The 17,162-nt window shown below is 68.9% G+C and carries 16 protein-coding genes; 13 read left to right on the forward strand and 3 right to left on the reverse strand.

Features of this window, described 5'->3' with window-relative positions; translation table 11 throughout:
* The first annotated feature begins 54 nt into the window (after positions 1-54).
* Positions 55-1,041, forward strand: a complete 987-nt coding sequence (gene nudC / locus KY500_RS03045) for an NAD(+) diphosphatase (protein ID WP_219902286.1) — start codon at positions 55-57, stop codon at positions 1,039-1,041.
* A complete protein-coding gene (locus KY500_RS03050) occupies positions 1,034-2,755 on the forward strand; it encodes an ATP-dependent helicase (RefSeq protein WP_255579763.1) in 1,722 nt (573 codons plus the stop codon). Before nudC ends, KY500_RS03050 begins: the two co-directional genes overlap by 8 nt.
* Here KY500_RS03050 and KY500_RS03055 read toward each other — a convergent pair.
* Complete coding sequence (locus KY500_RS03055) at positions 2,646-3,692, reverse strand: hypothetical protein (RefSeq protein ID WP_219902287.1); 1,047 nt, start codon at positions 3,690-3,692, stop codon at positions 2,646-2,648. The genes KY500_RS03050 and KY500_RS03055 overlap by 110 nt on opposite strands.
* A 154-nt stretch (positions 3,693-3,846) precedes the next feature.
* Between KY500_RS03055 and KY500_RS03060 the strand changes: the two genes are divergently transcribed.
* The 3 genes from KY500_RS03060 to KY500_RS19610 all read left to right on the forward strand — a co-directional run bounded on the left by KY500_RS03060 (position 3,847) and on the right by KY500_RS19610 (position 7,448).
* Positions 3,847-5,436, forward strand: a complete 1,590-nt coding sequence (locus KY500_RS03060) for an SDR family oxidoreductase (RefSeq protein ID WP_219902288.1) — start codon at positions 3,847-3,849, stop codon at positions 5,434-5,436.
* A 523-nt stretch (positions 5,437-5,959) separates the two neighbouring features.
* A complete protein-coding gene (locus KY500_RS03065; RefSeq protein WP_219902289.1) occupies positions 5,960-6,559 on the forward strand; it encodes a hypothetical protein in 600 nt (199 codons plus the stop codon).
* Positions 6,522-7,448, forward strand: a complete 927-nt coding sequence (locus KY500_RS19610; protein WP_219902290.1) for a DUF222 domain-containing protein — start codon at positions 6,522-6,524, stop codon at positions 7,446-7,448. The genes KY500_RS03065 and KY500_RS19610 overlap by 38 nt, the downstream gene beginning before the upstream one ends.
* Here KY500_RS19610 and KY500_RS03075 read toward each other — a convergent pair.
* Complete coding sequence (locus KY500_RS03075; protein ID WP_219902291.1) at positions 7,441-7,755, reverse strand: hypothetical protein; 315 nt, start codon at positions 7,753-7,755, stop codon at positions 7,441-7,443. The genes KY500_RS19610 and KY500_RS03075 overlap by 8 nt on opposite strands.
* A gap of 237 nt (positions 7,756-7,992) precedes the next feature.
* Here KY500_RS03075 and KY500_RS03080 point away from each other — a divergent pair, with 237 nt between their 5' ends.
* From KY500_RS03080 to KY500_RS03100, 5 genes are all read left to right on the forward strand, one after another.
* A complete protein-coding gene (locus KY500_RS03080; protein WP_219902292.1) occupies positions 7,993-8,133 on the forward strand; it encodes a hypothetical protein in 141 nt (46 codons plus the stop codon).
* Between the two features lie 64 nt (positions 8,134-8,197).
* Positions 8,198-10,135, forward strand: a complete 1,938-nt coding sequence (locus KY500_RS03085) for a DUF2207 domain-containing protein (protein WP_219902293.1) — start codon at positions 8,198-8,200, stop codon at positions 10,133-10,135.
* Positions 10,135-10,473, forward strand: coding sequence for a DUF6804 family protein (locus KY500_RS03090; protein WP_255579764.1), 339 nt, complete (start codon positions 10,135-10,137; stop codon positions 10,471-10,473). Before KY500_RS03085 ends, KY500_RS03090 begins: the two co-directional genes overlap by 1 nt.
* 210 nt (positions 10,474-10,683) lie before the next feature.
* A complete protein-coding gene (locus KY500_RS03095; protein WP_219902294.1) occupies positions 10,684-12,858 on the forward strand; it encodes a DEAD/DEAH box helicase in 2,175 nt (724 codons plus the stop codon).
* 130 nt (positions 12,859-12,988) lie between these two features.
* Positions 12,989-14,017 (forward strand): 6-phosphofructokinase, encoded by a 1,029-nt coding sequence (locus tag KY500_RS03100; RefSeq protein ID WP_066594209.1) that lies wholly within the window; start codon positions 12,989-12,991, stop codon positions 14,015-14,017.
* Positions 14,018-14,121: 104 nt separating this feature from the next.
* Here the strand turns inward: KY500_RS03100 and KY500_RS03105 are convergent, their stop codons facing one another.
* Complete coding sequence (locus KY500_RS03105; RefSeq protein WP_066594211.1) at positions 14,122-14,385, reverse strand: mycoredoxin; 264 nt, start codon at positions 14,383-14,385, stop codon at positions 14,122-14,124.
* Between the two features lie 75 nt (positions 14,386-14,460).
* On the opposite strand from KY500_RS03105, the gene KY500_RS03110 reads away from it, so the two are divergent.
* The 3 genes from KY500_RS03110 (at position 14,461) to KY500_RS03120 (ending at position 16,623) form a co-directional block, all read left to right on the forward strand.
* Entirely contained in the window at positions 14,461-14,937 is a 477-nt protein-coding gene (locus KY500_RS03110) for an 8-oxo-dGTP diphosphatase (protein WP_219902295.1), read from the forward strand.
* Positions 14,938-15,103: 166 nt separating this feature from the next.
* Positions 15,104-16,294 carry an inorganic phosphate transporter gene (locus KY500_RS03115; protein ID WP_066594215.1) on the forward strand — a complete coding sequence of 397 codons (1,191 nt, stop codon included), beginning with the start codon at positions 15,104-15,106 and terminating at the stop codon, positions 16,292-16,294.
* Positions 16,291-16,623 (forward strand): peptidase, encoded by a 333-nt coding sequence (locus KY500_RS03120; RefSeq protein ID WP_066594217.1) that lies wholly within the window; start codon positions 16,291-16,293, stop codon positions 16,621-16,623. The genes KY500_RS03115 and KY500_RS03120 overlap by 4 nt, the downstream gene beginning before the upstream one ends.
* Positions 16,624-17,162: the final 539 nt, after the last annotated feature.

Consider the following 17,162-nt stretch of genomic DNA (forward strand, 5'->3'; position numbering starts at 1 on the left):
GCCACGCCTGCAGTCCACTTCGGCACGAGTTGCCCGAGCTTTGAGGGGCCATGAATGTCGTTCAGGTTTACGGCCAGGCTGCCGCTTTCCCGGCACGCCGTCGATCGCGACAACGATGCCCGCGCCCGCACCGACCTGTTCGAGACCCTGTGGGCGGATGCCGGCACCCGGCTGCTGCCCCTCTGGCACGGCAAAGCGCTGCTCGCCGAGCCTCTCGGCATTCAGCTCGAGAACGCCGCGCCGCGTGTGCTGCTGCTGGCGCCGGCCGAGCTGGCGACCGGGCCCGATGCATCCGGTCTGCAGGTCTATCTGGGTCGCTCGCTCGACCCCGACGCCGCCGAACCGGTGGGCACCCCGATCATCGCCGTGCCGCTCGACGACGAGCAGGCCGCGGCACTCGAGCCAGACGAGAGCCGCTGGGTGGGCCTGCGCGACTACGCCACCCTGCTCTCCGACCGGGACACCGGCATCTTCACCGAGTCCCTCGGCATCCTGCACTGGCACGAGTCGCACCCGCACTGCCCGCGCTGCGGCGCCGCCACCGAGGTCACCACCGGCGGCTGGGTGCGGCACTGCCCGGTCGACGGCAGCCAGGTGTTCCCGCGCACCGACGCGGCCGTGATCGTCCTCATCACCGACGACCAGGACCGCGTGCTGCTCGGCTCCAACGCCATGTGGGAGGCCAACCGGTACTCGCTGCTGGCCGGCTTCGTCGAACCCGGCGAGTCGTTCGAGTCCGCCGTGGTGCGCGAGGTCTTCGAGGAATCGGGCCTGCGCGTGGCGGACCCGGTCTATCACGGCTCGCAGCCGTGGCCCTTCCCTGCGTCGATCATGGTGGGCTTCACGGCCCGGCTGGCCGACGGCCAGCACTCCTCGGGGCTCGTGCCGGATGGCACCGAGATCCTCGACCTGCGCTGGTTCAGCCGGGCGGAGCTCTCCGACAGCGAGAACGGGATCATGCTGCCCGGTGCGTCGTCGATCGCTCGCGCCCTGATCGACGACTGGCTGGCCCGGCCGGCCACGGTGTCCCCGGGTGTCTGACCCGTTGACCCCTACCGCCGAGTCTCTGCTCACCGGGCTCGACGAGCAGCAGCGCATCGCGGCTGAGGCCCTGATCGGCCCGGTCTGCATGCTCGCCGGTGCCGGAACCGGCAAGACCCGCGCCATCACGCACCGCATCGCCTACGGCGTGATGAGCGGCGCCTATTCACCCACCCGGGTGATGGCGCTCACCTTCACCGCCCGCTCCGCGGCGGAGCTGCGCGGCCGGCTGCGGCAACTCGGCGCCGGCGGTGTCGCCGCGCGCACCTTCCACGCGGCAGCGCTCTCGCAACTCAACTATTTCTGGCCGCACGTCGTGGGCGGGCAGGCGCCACGCATCCTCGAGGGAAAGGGCCGGTTGCTCGGCCACGTGGCCGAGGTGCTCAAGCTCAAGCTGGACACCGCCACCCTGCGTGACCTGGCCGGCGAGATCGAGTGGCGCAAGACCTCCGGGCTGAGCCTGGAGCAGTACGCCACGGCCGGACGGGCGCTGCCGGGCCGGCTGGACATCGACCAGGCCCTGGACATGCAGGCAGGCTACGAGCGGCTCAAGGACGACCGCAAGCAGATCGACTTCGAGGACGTGCTGCTGGCCATGGCCGGCATGATCGAGGCCGAACCGTCGGTGGCCTTGCAGGTGCGAGAGCAGTACCGCTTCTTCGTCGTCGACGAGTTCCAGGACGTGTCGCCGCTTCAGTACGACCTGCTCAAGCTCTGGCTCGGCGACCGGCGCGACCTCTGTGTCGTCGGCGATGCCAGCCAGACCATCTACTCGTTCGCGGGCGCCCGCAGCGACTACCTGCTCGACTTCCCCAAGCACTACGAGGATGCCACCGTGGTGCGCCTCGAGCAGAACTACCGGTCTACAGCGGCCATCGTCGCCACCGCCAACCAGCTCATGCGCGGCCGGCCCGGAGCGCTGTCCCTGCACGCCGCCGTCGCCGAGACCGGGGTTGAGCCCGCGGTGCGTGAGTACCCCAATGACATGGCCGAGGCCAGGGGTGTGGCGCAGAGCATCGCCGAACTGGTGGCCGCCGGCACCGCCCCCGAGAACATCGCCGTGCTGTACCGGGTCAATGTGCAGGCCGCGCTGCTCGAGACGGCGCTGGGCGATGTGGGCGTGAGCTACCAGATCCGCGGATCGAAGCGGTTCTTCGACCTGCCAGAGGTGAAGCAGGCGGTGATGTCGCTGCGCGCGGCATCCGTCTCGATCATGGGCGAGCCCCTGTTCAAATCGGTCAGTGACGTGCTGCGCGGTCTGGGCTGGAGCCAGACGGCGCCGGAGACCCGTGGTGCCGTGCGGGACCGGTGGGAGGCGCTGAACGCGATCATGGGGCTCGTCGACCAGGCGGCTCCCGGCACCTCGTTCCGCCAGTTCACCGACGAACTCATGGAACGCCAGGCCGGGCAGCACGAACCCACCGTCGCGGCCGTGACCCTGGCGACCCTGCACTCCGCCAAGGGCCTGGAGTGGAACGCGGTCTTCGTTGTGGGGCTGAGCGAGGGGCTCGTGCCGATCAGCTACGCGGGCACGTTCGAGCAGGTCGATGAGGAACGCCGCCTGCTGTACGTGGGCGTCACCCGAGCGCGCAAGCGGCTGTCGCTCAGTTGGTCCGCGGCCGGAAGCCAGCAGCGTTCCCCGCGAGAACGATCACGTTTTCTGGCAGAAATCGGCATCCGCACCGCACGTGCGGCCGGTGCGCGCGGCGCCTGACCGACAGGCTGATCGCGTCGATCGCCAACGACGCGGCGGCGAACTCGTTCGAGGCGGCGAACAGACGCTCGTGCACGATACCGGCCACCGTGGCGGCGGCCTCGATGCCGAGCCGCGGCGTCTCGGTGGACGCCGTGCGATAGAGCAGCTGGCAGGCGATGGCGGGCCAGGCCGGATCCTCATCGACCCGGTCCAGCTCCAGGCAGGTCAGGCAGGGGCCGGCGCCCGGCTCCACAAGCGGTCCAACACGCACCTCGGCGTCGCTGAACAGCACCGGCAGGTGCGGAACGTCCCGCCGCAGCCAGCGGCCGTGCCGCTCGGGAGCCAATACGAAGTGGTCGACGATCACCGCCAGGTCGGGCAGCGGCGGGGGCGAAGCCGCACCGGTGGCGGCGAGGACCTCGGTCGTCACCACCGTGATGCTCAGCTCGCCCAGCAGACTGCGGATGCGATCGGCCGTGGCGCCGGCGCCGTCGACGCACACAACCGGGCGGTGGCCGGCCAGGGCCCGATCCGCGGTCGTGCCGCCGGAAGCGGTGCCGGGTCGGGGGTCGTACCGGGTAGCGTCGTCGGGCCCTCGATCGGCTGTGCCCGGCGGGGAGTCATCCGCTGGAGCGCCCGTGCCCGTCGAACCGTCTGGCACGGCGCCGGCATCCGCCGGTGTGTTGTTCGCTCCGGTCACGACCTCCGCAGTACCGCTCACCAAGGCGGGACCCAGGGCGCTTAGCAGGGCGGAGGTCGCCTCATCCGTTGCGCCGGCCTGCCGCCCGAGCATCAGCGCGCCGGACCGGGGCACGCCGCCGCGGAGCGCAGCGATGACACCCTCCAGCGGCGCCGTGACCCCGGGCACGATCGCCAGCGGCCGGTCTATGCCCAGCTGGATGGTGTCCGGGGTGCGCCAGACGAGCGGATACCGCGGGTCGAGTCGAAGAATCATCCGGCGATTGTCTCCCGGGGGCGGCAGGAGACGCGGGATTCATCCACAGGCGCAGGAGGCCCCGCACACGGGGCCGGCGCACACACAATCGTGATCGACGCGGTGACGGCGCTTTCCGCAGGCGCAATCCAGACTCTGCGCCTAGGCTGACGCAATGACAGAGCGAACAACTTCTCCGCGGCGAGTCCTCGTTACCGGTGCCACCGGATACATCGGTGGCCGGCTGGTTCCCCGGCTCCTCGAGGCAGGGGCAGACGTAAGGGTCCTGGTGCGCTCCCCGCAGAAGCTCACCGATGTGCCGTGGGCCAAAGACGTCGACATTGTCGAGGGCGACCTGGGCAACCCGGAGTCGCTGGCCAAGGCGAGCACGGGCATCGATGTGTTGTACTACCTCGTGCACTCGATGGGAGCCAAGGGCGACTTCGAACAGACCGAGCGTGAGGCCGCCCGGAACGTCGCCACGGCCGCGGCCGCGGCAGGGGTCTCCCGCATCGTGTACCTCGGCGGACTGCACCCGGACACCGATACCTTGTCGCCGCACCTGCGATCCCGCGCGGAGGTCGGCCGTATCCTGCTGGCCTCCGGCGTGCCGACCGTGGCGTTCCAGGCTGGCGTGGTGATCGGGTCCGGTTCCACCTCCTTCGAGATGATCCGGCATCTCACCGATGTGCTCCCGTACATGCCCGCGCCCAAATGGGTGCGCAACTTCATCCAGCCGATAGCCGTGCGCGATGTGCTGTACTACCTGCTCGCGGCGGCCGACGTGCCCGCCGATGTGAACCGCACCTTCGACATCGGTGGGCCCGACGTGCTGCGCTACGGCCAGATGATGAACGGCTACGCCCTCGAGGCCGGCCTGCACCAGCGTCCCATCGCCGCGCTCCCGGTGCTCACGCCGTGGCTGGCCTCGCAGTGGGTCAACCTGGTCACCCCCATCCCCAGGAGCCTGGCTATTCCCATCATCGCCTCGCTTCAGTACGACTGCGTGATGCACGAGCACGACATCGATGCGGTGATCCCGCCGCCCGCCGGCGGCCTCACCACGTATCGCCGGGCCGTTCGCCTGGCGCTGGGACGCATGCGCGACGGCGACGTGGAGACCAGCTGGCAGAACGCGGCTACCGAGGGCGCGTCGAGCAACCCGCTGCCCAGCGACCCCGATTGGGCCGGCCATCTCGTTTACACCGACCTCAAGGAAAAGAAGACGTCGGCCAAGCCGGCCGACCTGTGGCGCGTCATCGAGAGTATCGGCGGCGACAACGGATGGTATTCCTTTCCGCTGGCCTGGGCCGTGCGCGGCTGGATGGACAAGCTTGTCGGGGGAGTGGGGCTGCGACGTGGCCGGCGTCACCCCGACCGTTTGCAGACCGGTGACGTGCTCGACTTCTGGCGCGTGGAACGCATCGACCGGGGCAGCTTCCTGCGCCTGCGGGCGGAGATGCTGGTTCCCGGACGTGCCTGGCTGGAGATGCGGGCAGAGCCCACGGCTGACGGCGGCTCGATCTACCGGCAGCGCGCCGTGTTCTTCCCGCGCGGCTTGGGCGGCCGGCTCTACTGGTTCTCGATCCTGCCCTTCCACGGTGTGATCTTCACTGGCATGGCCAACCGCATCACGGAAGCAGCCGAGTCCGAGGCCGCAACCGTGCATGCGGAGACCGCCGTGGCCGACTCCGGTGTCACGGATTCCGCCGCCGGCACCCCGCCGGAAAGCCCGGAGACCGCCGAGGCCGCCGCCCTGACCTAGCAGCCGATCTGATCGGGGTTGCCGTCCGGCGGAGGGGGCGTTCCACGCGCCAGCAGGCCCGGCTGGCTGCCGGTGCACAATCTCGATGCTCGGGTTCGTCGGATCCGGTGACCCGCTCTGCGGTGGGGGCCATACCCCTCTATTCCTGGCATTGTGAGCAGCGTCCCGGTGCACAATTTCGCGGTACGCGCGCGCCGAAATATGTGATTCCGATCTCGGGCTGAATGGGTAGGTTCGGGACCAAAAAAGTTCTCCACAACCTTGTTTTTGGGGCACACAAAGCTGCGAGATCGGGCTACTCTCACTGCATGTCCAGCCTCGCAGCAATCTTCGCCCCCGATACCGTTCCGGAGCCGGCCCGTCCGGGGTCCGTCACGGTGCCGCCGGCGCGGGTTGGGGTGGCGGAACGCGCTGTGGTGCCGGCGGTTTCTGTGCCGGCGGTTTCTGTGCCGGCGGTTTCTGTGCCGGCGGTTTCTGTGGTGCCGGTTCTGGCCGAGGTCGCCCGGCGGGCCCGGCGGGATCGTTGGCCGATGTGGTCGCCGCGGTCGCCCGTTGGGGTTCGTGTAGTGCCGATTACGACGCCCTGTCCGATGCGGGTGCTCTCGCGTGCCAGCGCGATATTGCGCGGCTTGTGGAGACGGTGGGCACCCGGCAGGTGTGGGTGGCGAAGACCATCGCGCACCGGTCTCGGCCGGAGTTGGGTCAGTCCGGGTTGGCGCGGCAGCAGGGGTATGTGGATCCGGATGGTTTGATCCAGAAGCTGACCGGGTCGACCAAGGCCGAAGCGCGCCGGTTGGTGGACGTGGGCCGGATGCTCGCCGACAACGAAGCCGCCGCCGCCGCGCAGGCTGCCGCCGAAGACGAGGCCGCCCGCCGGCTCTGTGACGGGCTCGACAACACGGATGGTGCTGATGTCGCGGACGGCTCAGGCGGCGACACGGAACTCACCGGCCTCGACGGCGTTGATGGCCGGGATGGGGTGGGCGGGATCGATGGGGTCAGCGGCGTGGGTGGCGCGGTGATTGATTCGGCGTTGTTGCCGTGGCACCACAAGATCTCCGAGGCCGTGACCTGCGGCGCTGTCCGTGGCTGCCGCGCACGCGATCCGGACCGGGCTTGGTGACATCGACACCGTCGTGACGGGGCCGGTGCTCGCGACCGCCGTGGACGAGTTGCTCCAGGATGCCCGCACCCTGAACGTGGACCAGTTGCTCAAGCGGGCCCGCCGCACCCGGGACTCCCTCGACGCGGCGGGCATCATCGTGCGAGAACACAAAGCGTGGGACGATCGCTCCTTGCGCGTGTGGACGAACCCGTCCGGCCAGGTGCACCTGCACGGGGTGTTCCCGCCCGAGCAGGGCGCGTTCATCCTCTCCACCTACGACAGCCTCACCAGTCCCCGCCGCGGCGGGGTGCGCTTCGTTGACCCGGCCCGCGCGAAGTGGGCCCAGAGTGTGCGCGATGACCCGCGCAGCACCGAACAGATCGCCGCGGACAGTTTCCTCGCTCTCCTCAAAGCCGGCACCGAGATCAACCCCCACCGCATCCTCGGCGGCCGCCAACCCTCTATCCGCATCATCACCCACCAGACCACCCCCGGCACGGCACCCACCCCGACGCCGCCTACCCCCGGCACCGGCACTCCTGCCACTACCGGGAACCCCGCCAGCACCGCGAATCCTGCCGCCACCGAGAACCCCGGCCGCACCGGCACCCCTTCCGACAGCGGAACCACTGCCCCCGCGGGGAGTTCAGCCTTCACCGGGACGGATACCCCCTCCGGCACCTCAACACCCACGTGGACCTTCTCTACCGCACCATCACCGACCCCGGCACCCCACCTCAACGGCCCAGCGCGGCCCGACCCGCTTATCCCGCCGGGCCCGACGTCCCACGTCGACGGCCCGGCCCGGCCTGACCGGGTGATCCCGCCGGGGTCGGGACTTCTCCTCCTGCGGGATCTGGACGAGATCCTCGCGCCGCCCCAGACCTCACCGCGCACGGCTACCTGAGGGCAACCCCGCACCCCTGTCCCAACCCACCCTCGACCGGCTCATCTGCGACAGCGGCACCCTGCCCATCACCTTCACCACCGACAACCAACCCCTCAACCTCGGCCGAGACGAGCGCCTCTTCACCCCCGCCCAACGCATCGCCCTCGCCGCCCGCGACGGCGGCTGCCGCTGGGGCGACTGCGACAAACCACCCGCCTTCACCGAAACCCACCACATCGACCACTGGCTCCGCGACCACGGCACCACCGACATCCGCCACGGCATCCTGCTCTGCAACCCGCACCACCGCCTCCTGCACAACCAAGGCTGGCAAATCTTCGAAAACCAGGGCCGCTACTGGCTCCGCCCACCCGCCACCATCGACCCCGGACAAACCCTCCTCGACATGCCCAGCAAAACACCCGACCGACACTGACGTTGACAGCCGACACGGGGTCTCGACAGGCTCGACCAGCGCGATGGACGGGTACCGCAGACAGGGTGACGGAGGGCTCGACGGGCTCGAGCGGCGAAGTGGGCGCGGACCGCGGACAGGGGTGCGATGCTGAGCGCCGAAGGGTCCACCGACAGCCTCCATCTCACCGAAGCCGGATACGTCGTGTGGCTCGCTGACCTCCGGCCGGTGCTCATCGACATACTCGAGCATCCGGCCACCCTGCCCATCAAAGCGCAGCCCGCCTGATCGGCACTTCTCCTCCTCGGCGTCAGGGGCGCGTGTCACCCCGGCCGGTGGCTAGCATGAAGGCATGCGCAGACCTGCACGTCGCCTTCTCAGCATTGTTCTCGCCGCGACCGCTCTCACTGGAGCCGTGGGGCTGACCGGACTGACCGGCATCACCGCAGCCGCCGCTGACTCCTCTGGCGCTGCCGCGGCTCAGAGCACCGCCGGCCCCGTTTCGGTGCTACCCGCCGCGCAGTTGTGGCCGACTGGCGTCGAGGACTTCAGCTTCGTCTCGATGCACGCCGACTACCAGCTCGGCCGCGACGCCGCCGGCCACTCCACCCTGGCCACTACCGAGACTTTCGTTGCCCGGTTCCCCGACACCGACCAGAACCGCGGCATCCGGCGGGAGATCCCCACCCACTATCAGGGCCAGCCCACCGGACTGACCATCGACAGCATTACCGACGAGACCGGCCAGCAGCGCGACACCGCCACGGAGACCATCTCCGACGACACCGGGGCCGAATTCGTCAGCGTCACCATCGCTGCCGACGACTTCGTGCACGGCGAGCAGACCTACGTGATCAACTATCACCAGACCTACGTCACCCTCTCTCCCGATGACACCGCCGACCAAGAGTTCTACTGGGAGGTCAACGGCACCGGCTGGGCCCAGCCGTTCGGGGCGGTCTCGGCCACAGTGCACGTGGCGCCGGACCTGGTGCCTCACCTCACCGGTCAGGCGGCCTGCTACCAGGGCGGATCGGCATCCGGCACCGAGTGCGATGCCCTCGACAGCGTCGCCGCGGGCGACGGGTGGGTCGTCGACGCGGAGGCGCGTGACCTGGCCGTGCATGAGGGACTCACCGTGGCCGTGGGGTTCGAGGCGGCAACCTTCGTTCCCCGCGACGACTCTTTCACGGCGAACGCCTTTCCCACGGTGGCCCTCCTCGCCGCCCTGGTCGCGCTCATCACCGCGGGGATCGCGGTGCTCCTGCGCTCGACCCGGTGGCGCAACCAGCCCGGCCGGCCCACCATCATCGCCGAGTACCTGCCGCCTGCCGGGGCGAACCTGCTGCAGTCCGGGGACGTCCTCGGCGCCCGCGCTTCAGGCAAGGCCATGACCGCCCAGTTCCTGCAGTTCGCCGTGCGCGGCAACCTGCGGGTGCTCGAGGGTGACGGCAAGAACCACTACCTGCTCGAGCTGCGCAGCCGGGAGGGTCTCGACGCCACCGAGCGCACGGTGCTCGACGCCTTGTTCCCGTCGAACCGCAAGATCGGGTCTGTACGCGACCTGAAGAAAAAAAGCACCACGCTGGGCACCGCCCTGCAGAAGGTGCGGCGAACGGCACGCAAACGGATGCTCACCGATGGTCTCCGGGAGAAGAAGGGTGGGGCCGCCCGCCGCTGGCTCATCGCCCTGGCGATCGTCGCCGGTGTTGTGGCCGTCGTGGCGAGCATCATCACCTTCGCCACCGAGGTCGCCGGCGCGTGGCCGTTCTTGTTACTGGTCGGCGGGCTGGCCGCCACGATTGTTACGCTTGCCGTAATCGGCGACGTGCGACCGCTCACCGCGAGCGGCGCGGAACTCCGCGACTACCTGAAGGGCGTCACAGTGTATATCTCGCTGGCTGAAGCAGACCGGCTCCGGGTGCTGCAAAGCCCTGTGGGCGCGCTGCGCACGCCATACCGACCGGATGGTGCCGGTGCGGTTACGACCGAGCCCGTGCAGGTGCTCAAGCTTTACGAACGGCTGTTGCCCTACGCGGTGCTCACGGGCGAAGAAAAGCAGTGGTCGAAGGTCCTCGGCGACTATTACGACGGGACGCGGGAACAGCCGGACTGGTACGTCGGCACGGCTCCGTTCAACGCCGCCTACTTCGCGACGGGTGTGACCGCGTTCGCCTCGTCCACGTCGTCGGCCTGGTCGGGCAGCGCCTCGAGTTCGTCCAGTTCCGGCGCCGGCGGGGGCGGTTCCGTCGGTGGCGGCGGTGGCGGTGGCGGGGGAGGGGGCGTCTGATGGGCACTCCGGCAGAACCTACCTTCACCCGGTCGGCCCTGGCACCCGGGCTGCTCGGCGCCATTGCCCTCCTGGCCGGACTCGCCCTGCTCGATGTCGACAGTTTTGTCATCATCCGCTACGTCGTCAGCATCCTGGCGCTCATCATCTGCGTCTTCGTCATCCAAGCCAAGTCCTGGTGGTGGCTCATCGGTCTGGTGCCCATCGCGGTGCTGTGGAACCCGATCGTGATCATCGAGCTGCACGGCCAGGGCTGGGTGTCCGCCCAGTTCATCGCCGCCCTGGTCTTCATAATCGTCGGCATCCGTACTAAGGTCCCGACGGCGGTGCACCGCTGAGAACGGGTCCGGGCATAGACTGAGTACGCGTCTGGAGAACCTGGTTAGTGTCTCGACCGTTGTCCTGCGTCGATCAGCACCTTCGAGGCTGCCCGATGCCGGTCACGTTGCTCGTTTTGCGGGGTTCGGCGTATCGATCGCACAGGCATCCACGGATGCTCAACACGACGAGCGCGCACTGTGTGCCGCGCTGGTGTGAAGTGGAGAAAAATGGCTTACACCCGCCCTCAAGGAGCGGGCCGTGCTGGTGCCAGCAGCGGTCGAACCCGGCAGCGCCCACGCTCGCGTGACGACGACGCCCCCATCATCCCGATCCTCGCCCGCAAGGTGCGCGAGGTCGAGGCGAAGGCCCAGAGCGGCACCAAGCTAGGCCCCACCAACCGCACCAAGTACCAGGTCATCGCCCTGCTCATGCGCGAGGAACGCGCGCGGGTCAAGGCCGACGGCGAGCTCACCGACACCAACCGCGCTGAGCTGCTCAAACGCCTCGACGGTATCGCCCAGATCCTAGCGAAGACCGCCGCCCGCGACACCAGCCTGATCACCCTGCTCGAACCGGATGCGGGTGTCTCCACCGTCGCACAGCGCTTCCGCCGAGACTGGCTGCTGGAATCCGGCGCCGAACTCAGCCCGGACGAACTCATCATCACCCGCGAACCCGAGGCCAAGCCCGAGGTTCCGCAAAACCAGGTCATCCCGCAGTCGGTGCGGGCCCGTCAGCTGGCCAACCCGTTCCTCGCCCCCGACTTCAGTGCCGTACAGGCTCAGCCGGTGTCCTCGGCCCGTCGCCTGGCCAACTGGGAACTGCTCGGCCCGCTGTTCAAGGCGTTCGAATACGGCTCAGGCGGCCAGGCCGCCAGCATGGACCTGCCCGAGGCCCCCAACGTCGACAGGTTCTCCCCGCGCGGCATGGAACTCATGCGGCACCAGGCCCGCTTCATCGAGAGCGCCCGCCTCGGCCACCGCAGCTACCTCCTCGCCGACGAGCCCGGCCTCGGCAAGACGGCGCAGAGTCTGCTCGCCGCATCCGTCGCCGGCGCCTACCCGCTGCTGGCGATCGTGCCCAACGTCGTGAAGATGAACTGGGTGCGCGAAGTCGAACTCTGGACGCCGCACCGCCGCGCCACCGTCATCCACGGCGACGGTGACACCCTCGACGCCTTCGCCGACGTGGTCGTGGTCAACTACGACGTTCTCGACCGCCACCTCGCCTGGCTCGGCACCCTCGGCTTCAAGGGAATGGTCGTCGACGAGGCGCACTTCATCAAGAACCTGCAGTCGCAGCGTTCCAAGCACGTACTCAGCCTCGCCGAGCAGATCCGCCGCCGCACCCCGGGCAACAACCCGCTGCTGATGGCTCTCACCGGTACCCCGCTGATCAACGACGTCGACGATTTCCGGGCCATCTGGCAGTTCCTCGGCTGGATCGACGGCGACAAGCCCACCGCCAAGCTCATGCAACGGCTGGAAGAGACCGGCCTCACGCCGGCAGACGCCGGCTTCTACACCGCCGCCCGGGCCGCCGTGATCGACATGGGCATCGTGCGTCGCCGCAAGGTCGACGTGGCCGCCGACCTGCCCGCCAAGCGCATCGCCGACCTGCCGGTGGAGCTCGACAGCGAGCTCGGCCGGTCGATCCAGAAGGCCGAACGCGAACTGGGCGCCCGACTGGTCACGCGGTTCAAGGCCCTCGTCGCCGCGCGTCACCCCGGCGTCAAGGCACCCGTGCTCACCGAGGACGAACGCGCCGCGTACATCCGCGCCGTCGCGCACGCCGATCTCGAGGAGTCCAAGGGCACCACGACCGGCGAGAACGTGTTCACCATGGTGCGCAAGATCGGCCAGGCCAAGGCCGGGCTCGCCGCCGACTACGCGGCCCAGCTCGCGCACTCGGTGGGCAAGGTCGTGTTCTTCGCCAAGCACATCGACGTGATGGATGCCGCGGAGGAGATCTTCGCCAAGCGCGGCCTGCGCACGGTGTCGCTACGCGGCGACCAGAGCGCCCTGGCCCGCCAGGCCGCGATCGACTCGTTCAACACCGACCCCGAGGTCGCCGTTGTGGTGTGTTCGCTCACCGCCGCCGGCGTCGGCGTGAACCTCCAGGCCGCCTCCAACGTGGTGCTGGCCGAACTCAGCTGGACCGCCGCAGAGCAGACCCAGGCCATCGACCGGGTGCACCGGATCGGCCAGGCCGAACCGGTGACCGCGTGGCGGATCATCGCCGCGCACACCATCGACGCGCGGATCGCCGAACTCATCGGCAGCAAGCAGGGCCTCGCGGCCCGCGCGCTCGACGGGGCCGACGAGGAACTGTCGCCCGAGGATTCGGTGCAGGCCAGCGCCCTGGTCTACGTGCTCACCCAGGCGCTCGACGGAGAGCTGTAAAACCGGGCCGGAAGTCCCTACCCCCGAGCAGCGCCGCCGGTGTTGACTTGATCCAGGCCAGAGCGCGCCACCATGATGGTGGACGGGCAATCTGCCGCAACAATATGCATGCACTAAGGAGTAGCCAGATATGAAGATCGGTATCCTCACCAGCGGTGGAGACTGCCCCGGCCTCAACGCAGTGATTCGGGGTGCTGTTCTCAAGGGAGGCCGCGCGTACGACTCCGAGTTCGTGGGCATCCGCAACGGCTGGCGTGGGCTGGTGCAGGGCGAGTTCATGAAGCTCGACCGTCACAGCGTCCGTGGCCTCTCCCGCCAGGGTGGCACCATCCTCGGCAGCTCCCGCACCAACCCGTTCGAGGGCGAGAACGCGGGCCCGGAGAACATCCAGAAGACCATGGACGCCGAGGGTATCGACGCCATCATCGCCATCGGCGGCGAGGGCACCCTCACCGCCGCCCGCCGTCTCACCGACGCCGGCATCAAGATCGTCGGCGTGCCGAAGACCATCGACAACGATCTCGCGGCCACCGACTACTCCTTCGGCTTCAACACCGCCGTCGAGATCGCCACCGAGGCCATCGACCGGCTGCGCACCACCGCCGACTCGCACGGCCGCTGCATGATCGTCGAGGTCATGGGCCGCCACGTGGGGTGGATCGCCCTGCACTCCGGCATGGCCGGCGGCGCACACGCCATCCTCATCCCCGAGCAGCCGCAGACCATCGAGCAGATCTGCGCCTGGGTCGAGAGCGTCCGCGACCGCGGCCGCGCACCCGTGCTCGTCGTCTCCGAGGGCTTCCTGCTCGCCGAGATGGGCGAAGCCCACTCGCACAAGGGCCTGGACGCGTTCAACCGTCCCCGCCTCGGCGGCATCAGCGAGCTCATCGCCCCCATGGTCGAAGAGCGCACCGGGATCGAGGCCCGCGCAACGGTCCTCGGCCACACCCAGCGTGGTGGCGCCCCCTCGGCCTACGACCGCGTGCTCGCCACCCGTCTGGGCATGGCGGCCGTCGACGCCGTCGTCGAGGGCAAGTGGGGTTCGATGGTCTCCCTCAAGGGAACCGACATCAACACCGTCAGCATCGCCGACGCCACCATGGACCTCAACCGGGTCACCCAGGCGCGGTACGACGAAGCAGCCGTGCTCTTCGGCTAAACCCCGCCAGCACAGAGAACTGCCCGGACGGCTCAGGCCGTCCGGGCAGTTGTGTGTCCGGGTCGTGCGCGCCCGGTTCGCGAAGGCGCGAGAGGCTGGGGCGGTTACGCCGCGGGTGCGAGTTTGGCCTGCACCTGCGCGAGCGACGGGTTCGTCGCGGCCGAGCCATCCGGGAACAGCACCGTGGGAACCGTGCGGTTGCCCCCGTTGAGGCTCATGACGAGCTCGGAGGTGCCGTCGACCTCTTCGACGTTCACCTCGGTGTAGCCGATGCCGACCTTGTCGAGCTGGGTCTTCAGCCGCGAGCAGTAGCCGCACCAGGTGGTGGTGAACATCGTGATAGTTCCGGTCTGAGGCACAAAATCCATGCGTACAGCGTAACCGAGGTTTCCGAGAATCCGCGGGGCTCGGTCAGCCCTGGGGTGCTCGCTACGATTGAGGCCATGACCGACCTGCCCGAGGTGTGCGTGTGCTACCTCACCCGCCTGTCCGACTCCGGAGCCCCGCAGGTGCTGCTGGGCCGCAAGAAGAAAGGCCTGGGCCTGGGCAACATCGTGGGTCTCGGCGGCAAACTCGAACCGGGAGAGTCCGCCCTGGATGCCGCCGTGCGTGAGGTCGAGGAGGAATCCGGGCTGACCGTGTCGGCGGATGCGCTGACCGCGATGGGCGTACTCACCTACCTGTTTCCGTACAAGCCCGCCTGGAGCCAGCGGTCGAACGTCTTCGTCACCGACCGGTTCAGCGGCACACCACGCGAGTCGGACGAGCTGAACCCGGTCTGGTTCACCATCGCCGACCTGCCCGTCGACGAGATGTGGGACGACGCCAGGCACTGGCTGCCCGGCGTGTTGGCCGGAGTGAGCGTCGAGGCCACCTTCACGTTCGGTGAGGATCTCGCCACTGTCATCACGCGCGGCTGAACGGCAGAAGTACGGCTTCTGAACGGCTTCTGAACAGCTCCTGAATTGACCTGCCTGCCTCAGGCTGTCAGGATCAACGAGGCCCGGTTTCGAGCCAGCCAGTTCTCCTGGCGTGCCCGGGCCTCGGTCCAGCCGCGCTCGGGACGAATCACAAGGAAAGACGCCGGTGGATCTCACCCTTATCGTCGCGCTGGTCATCGCACTGGCCCTCATCTTCGACTTCACCAACGGGTTCCATGACACGGCTAACGCCATGGCCACACCGATCGCCACCGGGGCCATGAAGCCCAAGGTCGCCGTCGGCGTCGCCGCCGTGCTCAACCTCGTCGGTGCCTTCCTCTCCACCGAGGTGGCCAAGACCGTCTCCGGCGGCATCATCAAAGAAGGCGACGGCGGCATCCAGATCACCCCCGAGATGATCTTCGCGGGCCTCATCGGCGCCATCGTCTGGAACCTGATCACCTGGCTGCGCGGGCTCCCGTCCAGCTCGAGCCACGCCCTTTTCGGCGGCCTGATCGGCGCCACCATCATCGGCGTCGGCGCACAGGCCGTGGCCTACGACGTCGTGCTGGCCAAAGTCATCCTGCCGGCGCTCATCGCGCCGATCACCGTGGGCATCGTCGCGTTCATCGCCACCCGCCTCGCCTACGCCATCACCCGCCGCGACGTCGGCAAGCCCGACGGCCGCGGCGGCTTCCGCTACGCGCAGATCTTCTCTTCCTCGCTGGTGGCCCTCTCGCACGGCACCAACGACGCGCAGAAGACCATGGGAGTGATCACCCTCACCCTCATCGCGGGCGGCTACCAGGCCGTGGGCTCCGGCCCGCAGTTCTGGGTCATCGCCTGCTGTGCCCTGGCCATCGCGATCGGCACTTACACCGGCGGTTGGCGCATCATCCTCACCATGGGTCGCGGACTCACCGAGATCAAGCCCGCACAGGGCTTCGCGGCCGAGACCAGCACCGCCGCGACCATCCTGGCCTCCAGTCACCTCGGCTTCGCCCTCTCGACCACCCAGGTGGCCTCGGGGTCGGTCATCGGGTCCGGCCTCGGCCGACGCGGCTCCACGGTGCGGTGGGGCATGGCCGGGCAGATCGCCCTCGGCTGGTTGCTCACGCTGCCGGCCTCCGCCATCATGGGCGCGTTCGCGGCCGGGCTGGCATTGCTCGGCCCGATCGGCATCGTTCTCGACGTCGTGATCGGCACGATCGTGGTCTACGTGCTGTTCCGTTGGTCCAAGCGCGACCGGGTATCGCACGACAACCTGCACGACATCGATGATGCCGGCCACGTGGTGAAGATCAAGAAGACCCCCCGCAAGCCGTCCCGCAAGGACCGACAGAAGGTTGCACTGTGATCGACTGGGCCGCTTTCCTCGTAGTAGCCGCGGCCTCGCTGGTCTCGTCGGCGATCGTCGTCTCGCTCTATTCCCTTGGCCTGCGGATGCTCACCACGGCTGGCCGCATCCCCACCGTCGAGCCCGCCGAATTCACCGGCGCCATCACCGTGCTGAGCCCGGCCCGCGCCGCCAAGGACGCCAAGCGTGCCAAGAAGGCCCGCAAGGCCAACCCGCTCACGGACGGACAGAAGCGCCTCGCCCAGTACGCCGGCTACCTCTGCTTCGCGGTGTGCGGCCTGATCGTGCTCTACGGCGTCTACCTGATCGTGCCCGCCCTGCACAAGTAACCTGCCCCCAGTTCCGCGAACCGTGAGTTAAGCCCCACAAAACGCGTTGCGACGGTGCTTAACTCACGGTTCGCGAACATCAGTCGCGATCGACCGCCCCTGGGCCGGCGTACGCATGAATGCCGGTGCGCGGGGGCGACTGCTTGCCTGTGTGCGGATGCGCAGATAGAGGATGCAAGGGGGCACGGACGCACGGGTGCGCGGATGCGCGGGTGCGCGGGTGCGCGGGTGCAGGGATGCGCGGATGCGCGGGTGCGGGTGTGCGCCGGTGCGCGGGTGCGCGGGTGCGCGGGTGAAGGGATGGGCGGGTGCGCGGGTGAAGGGATGGGCGGGTGCGCGGGTCTAGGGATGCGCGGATGCAGAGATGCGCGGGTCTAGGGATGCGCGGATGTGCGGGTTCGGGCGGAGGGTCCCGCGGTCGCGACCGTGGCCCGCGGGGAGTCTCCGCGGCCCGTGCGCGCCCAGCGTCTTCCGCGAACTGTGAGAAAAGCCCCGAAAAACGCGGGAGTTCGGGGCTTAGCTCACAGTTCGCGGGTGGG

The sequence above is a fragment of the Cryobacterium sp. PAMC25264 genome, assembly GCF_019443325.1.
Classification (GTDB): Bacteria; Actinomycetota; Actinomycetes; order Actinomycetales; family Microbacteriaceae; genus Cryobacterium.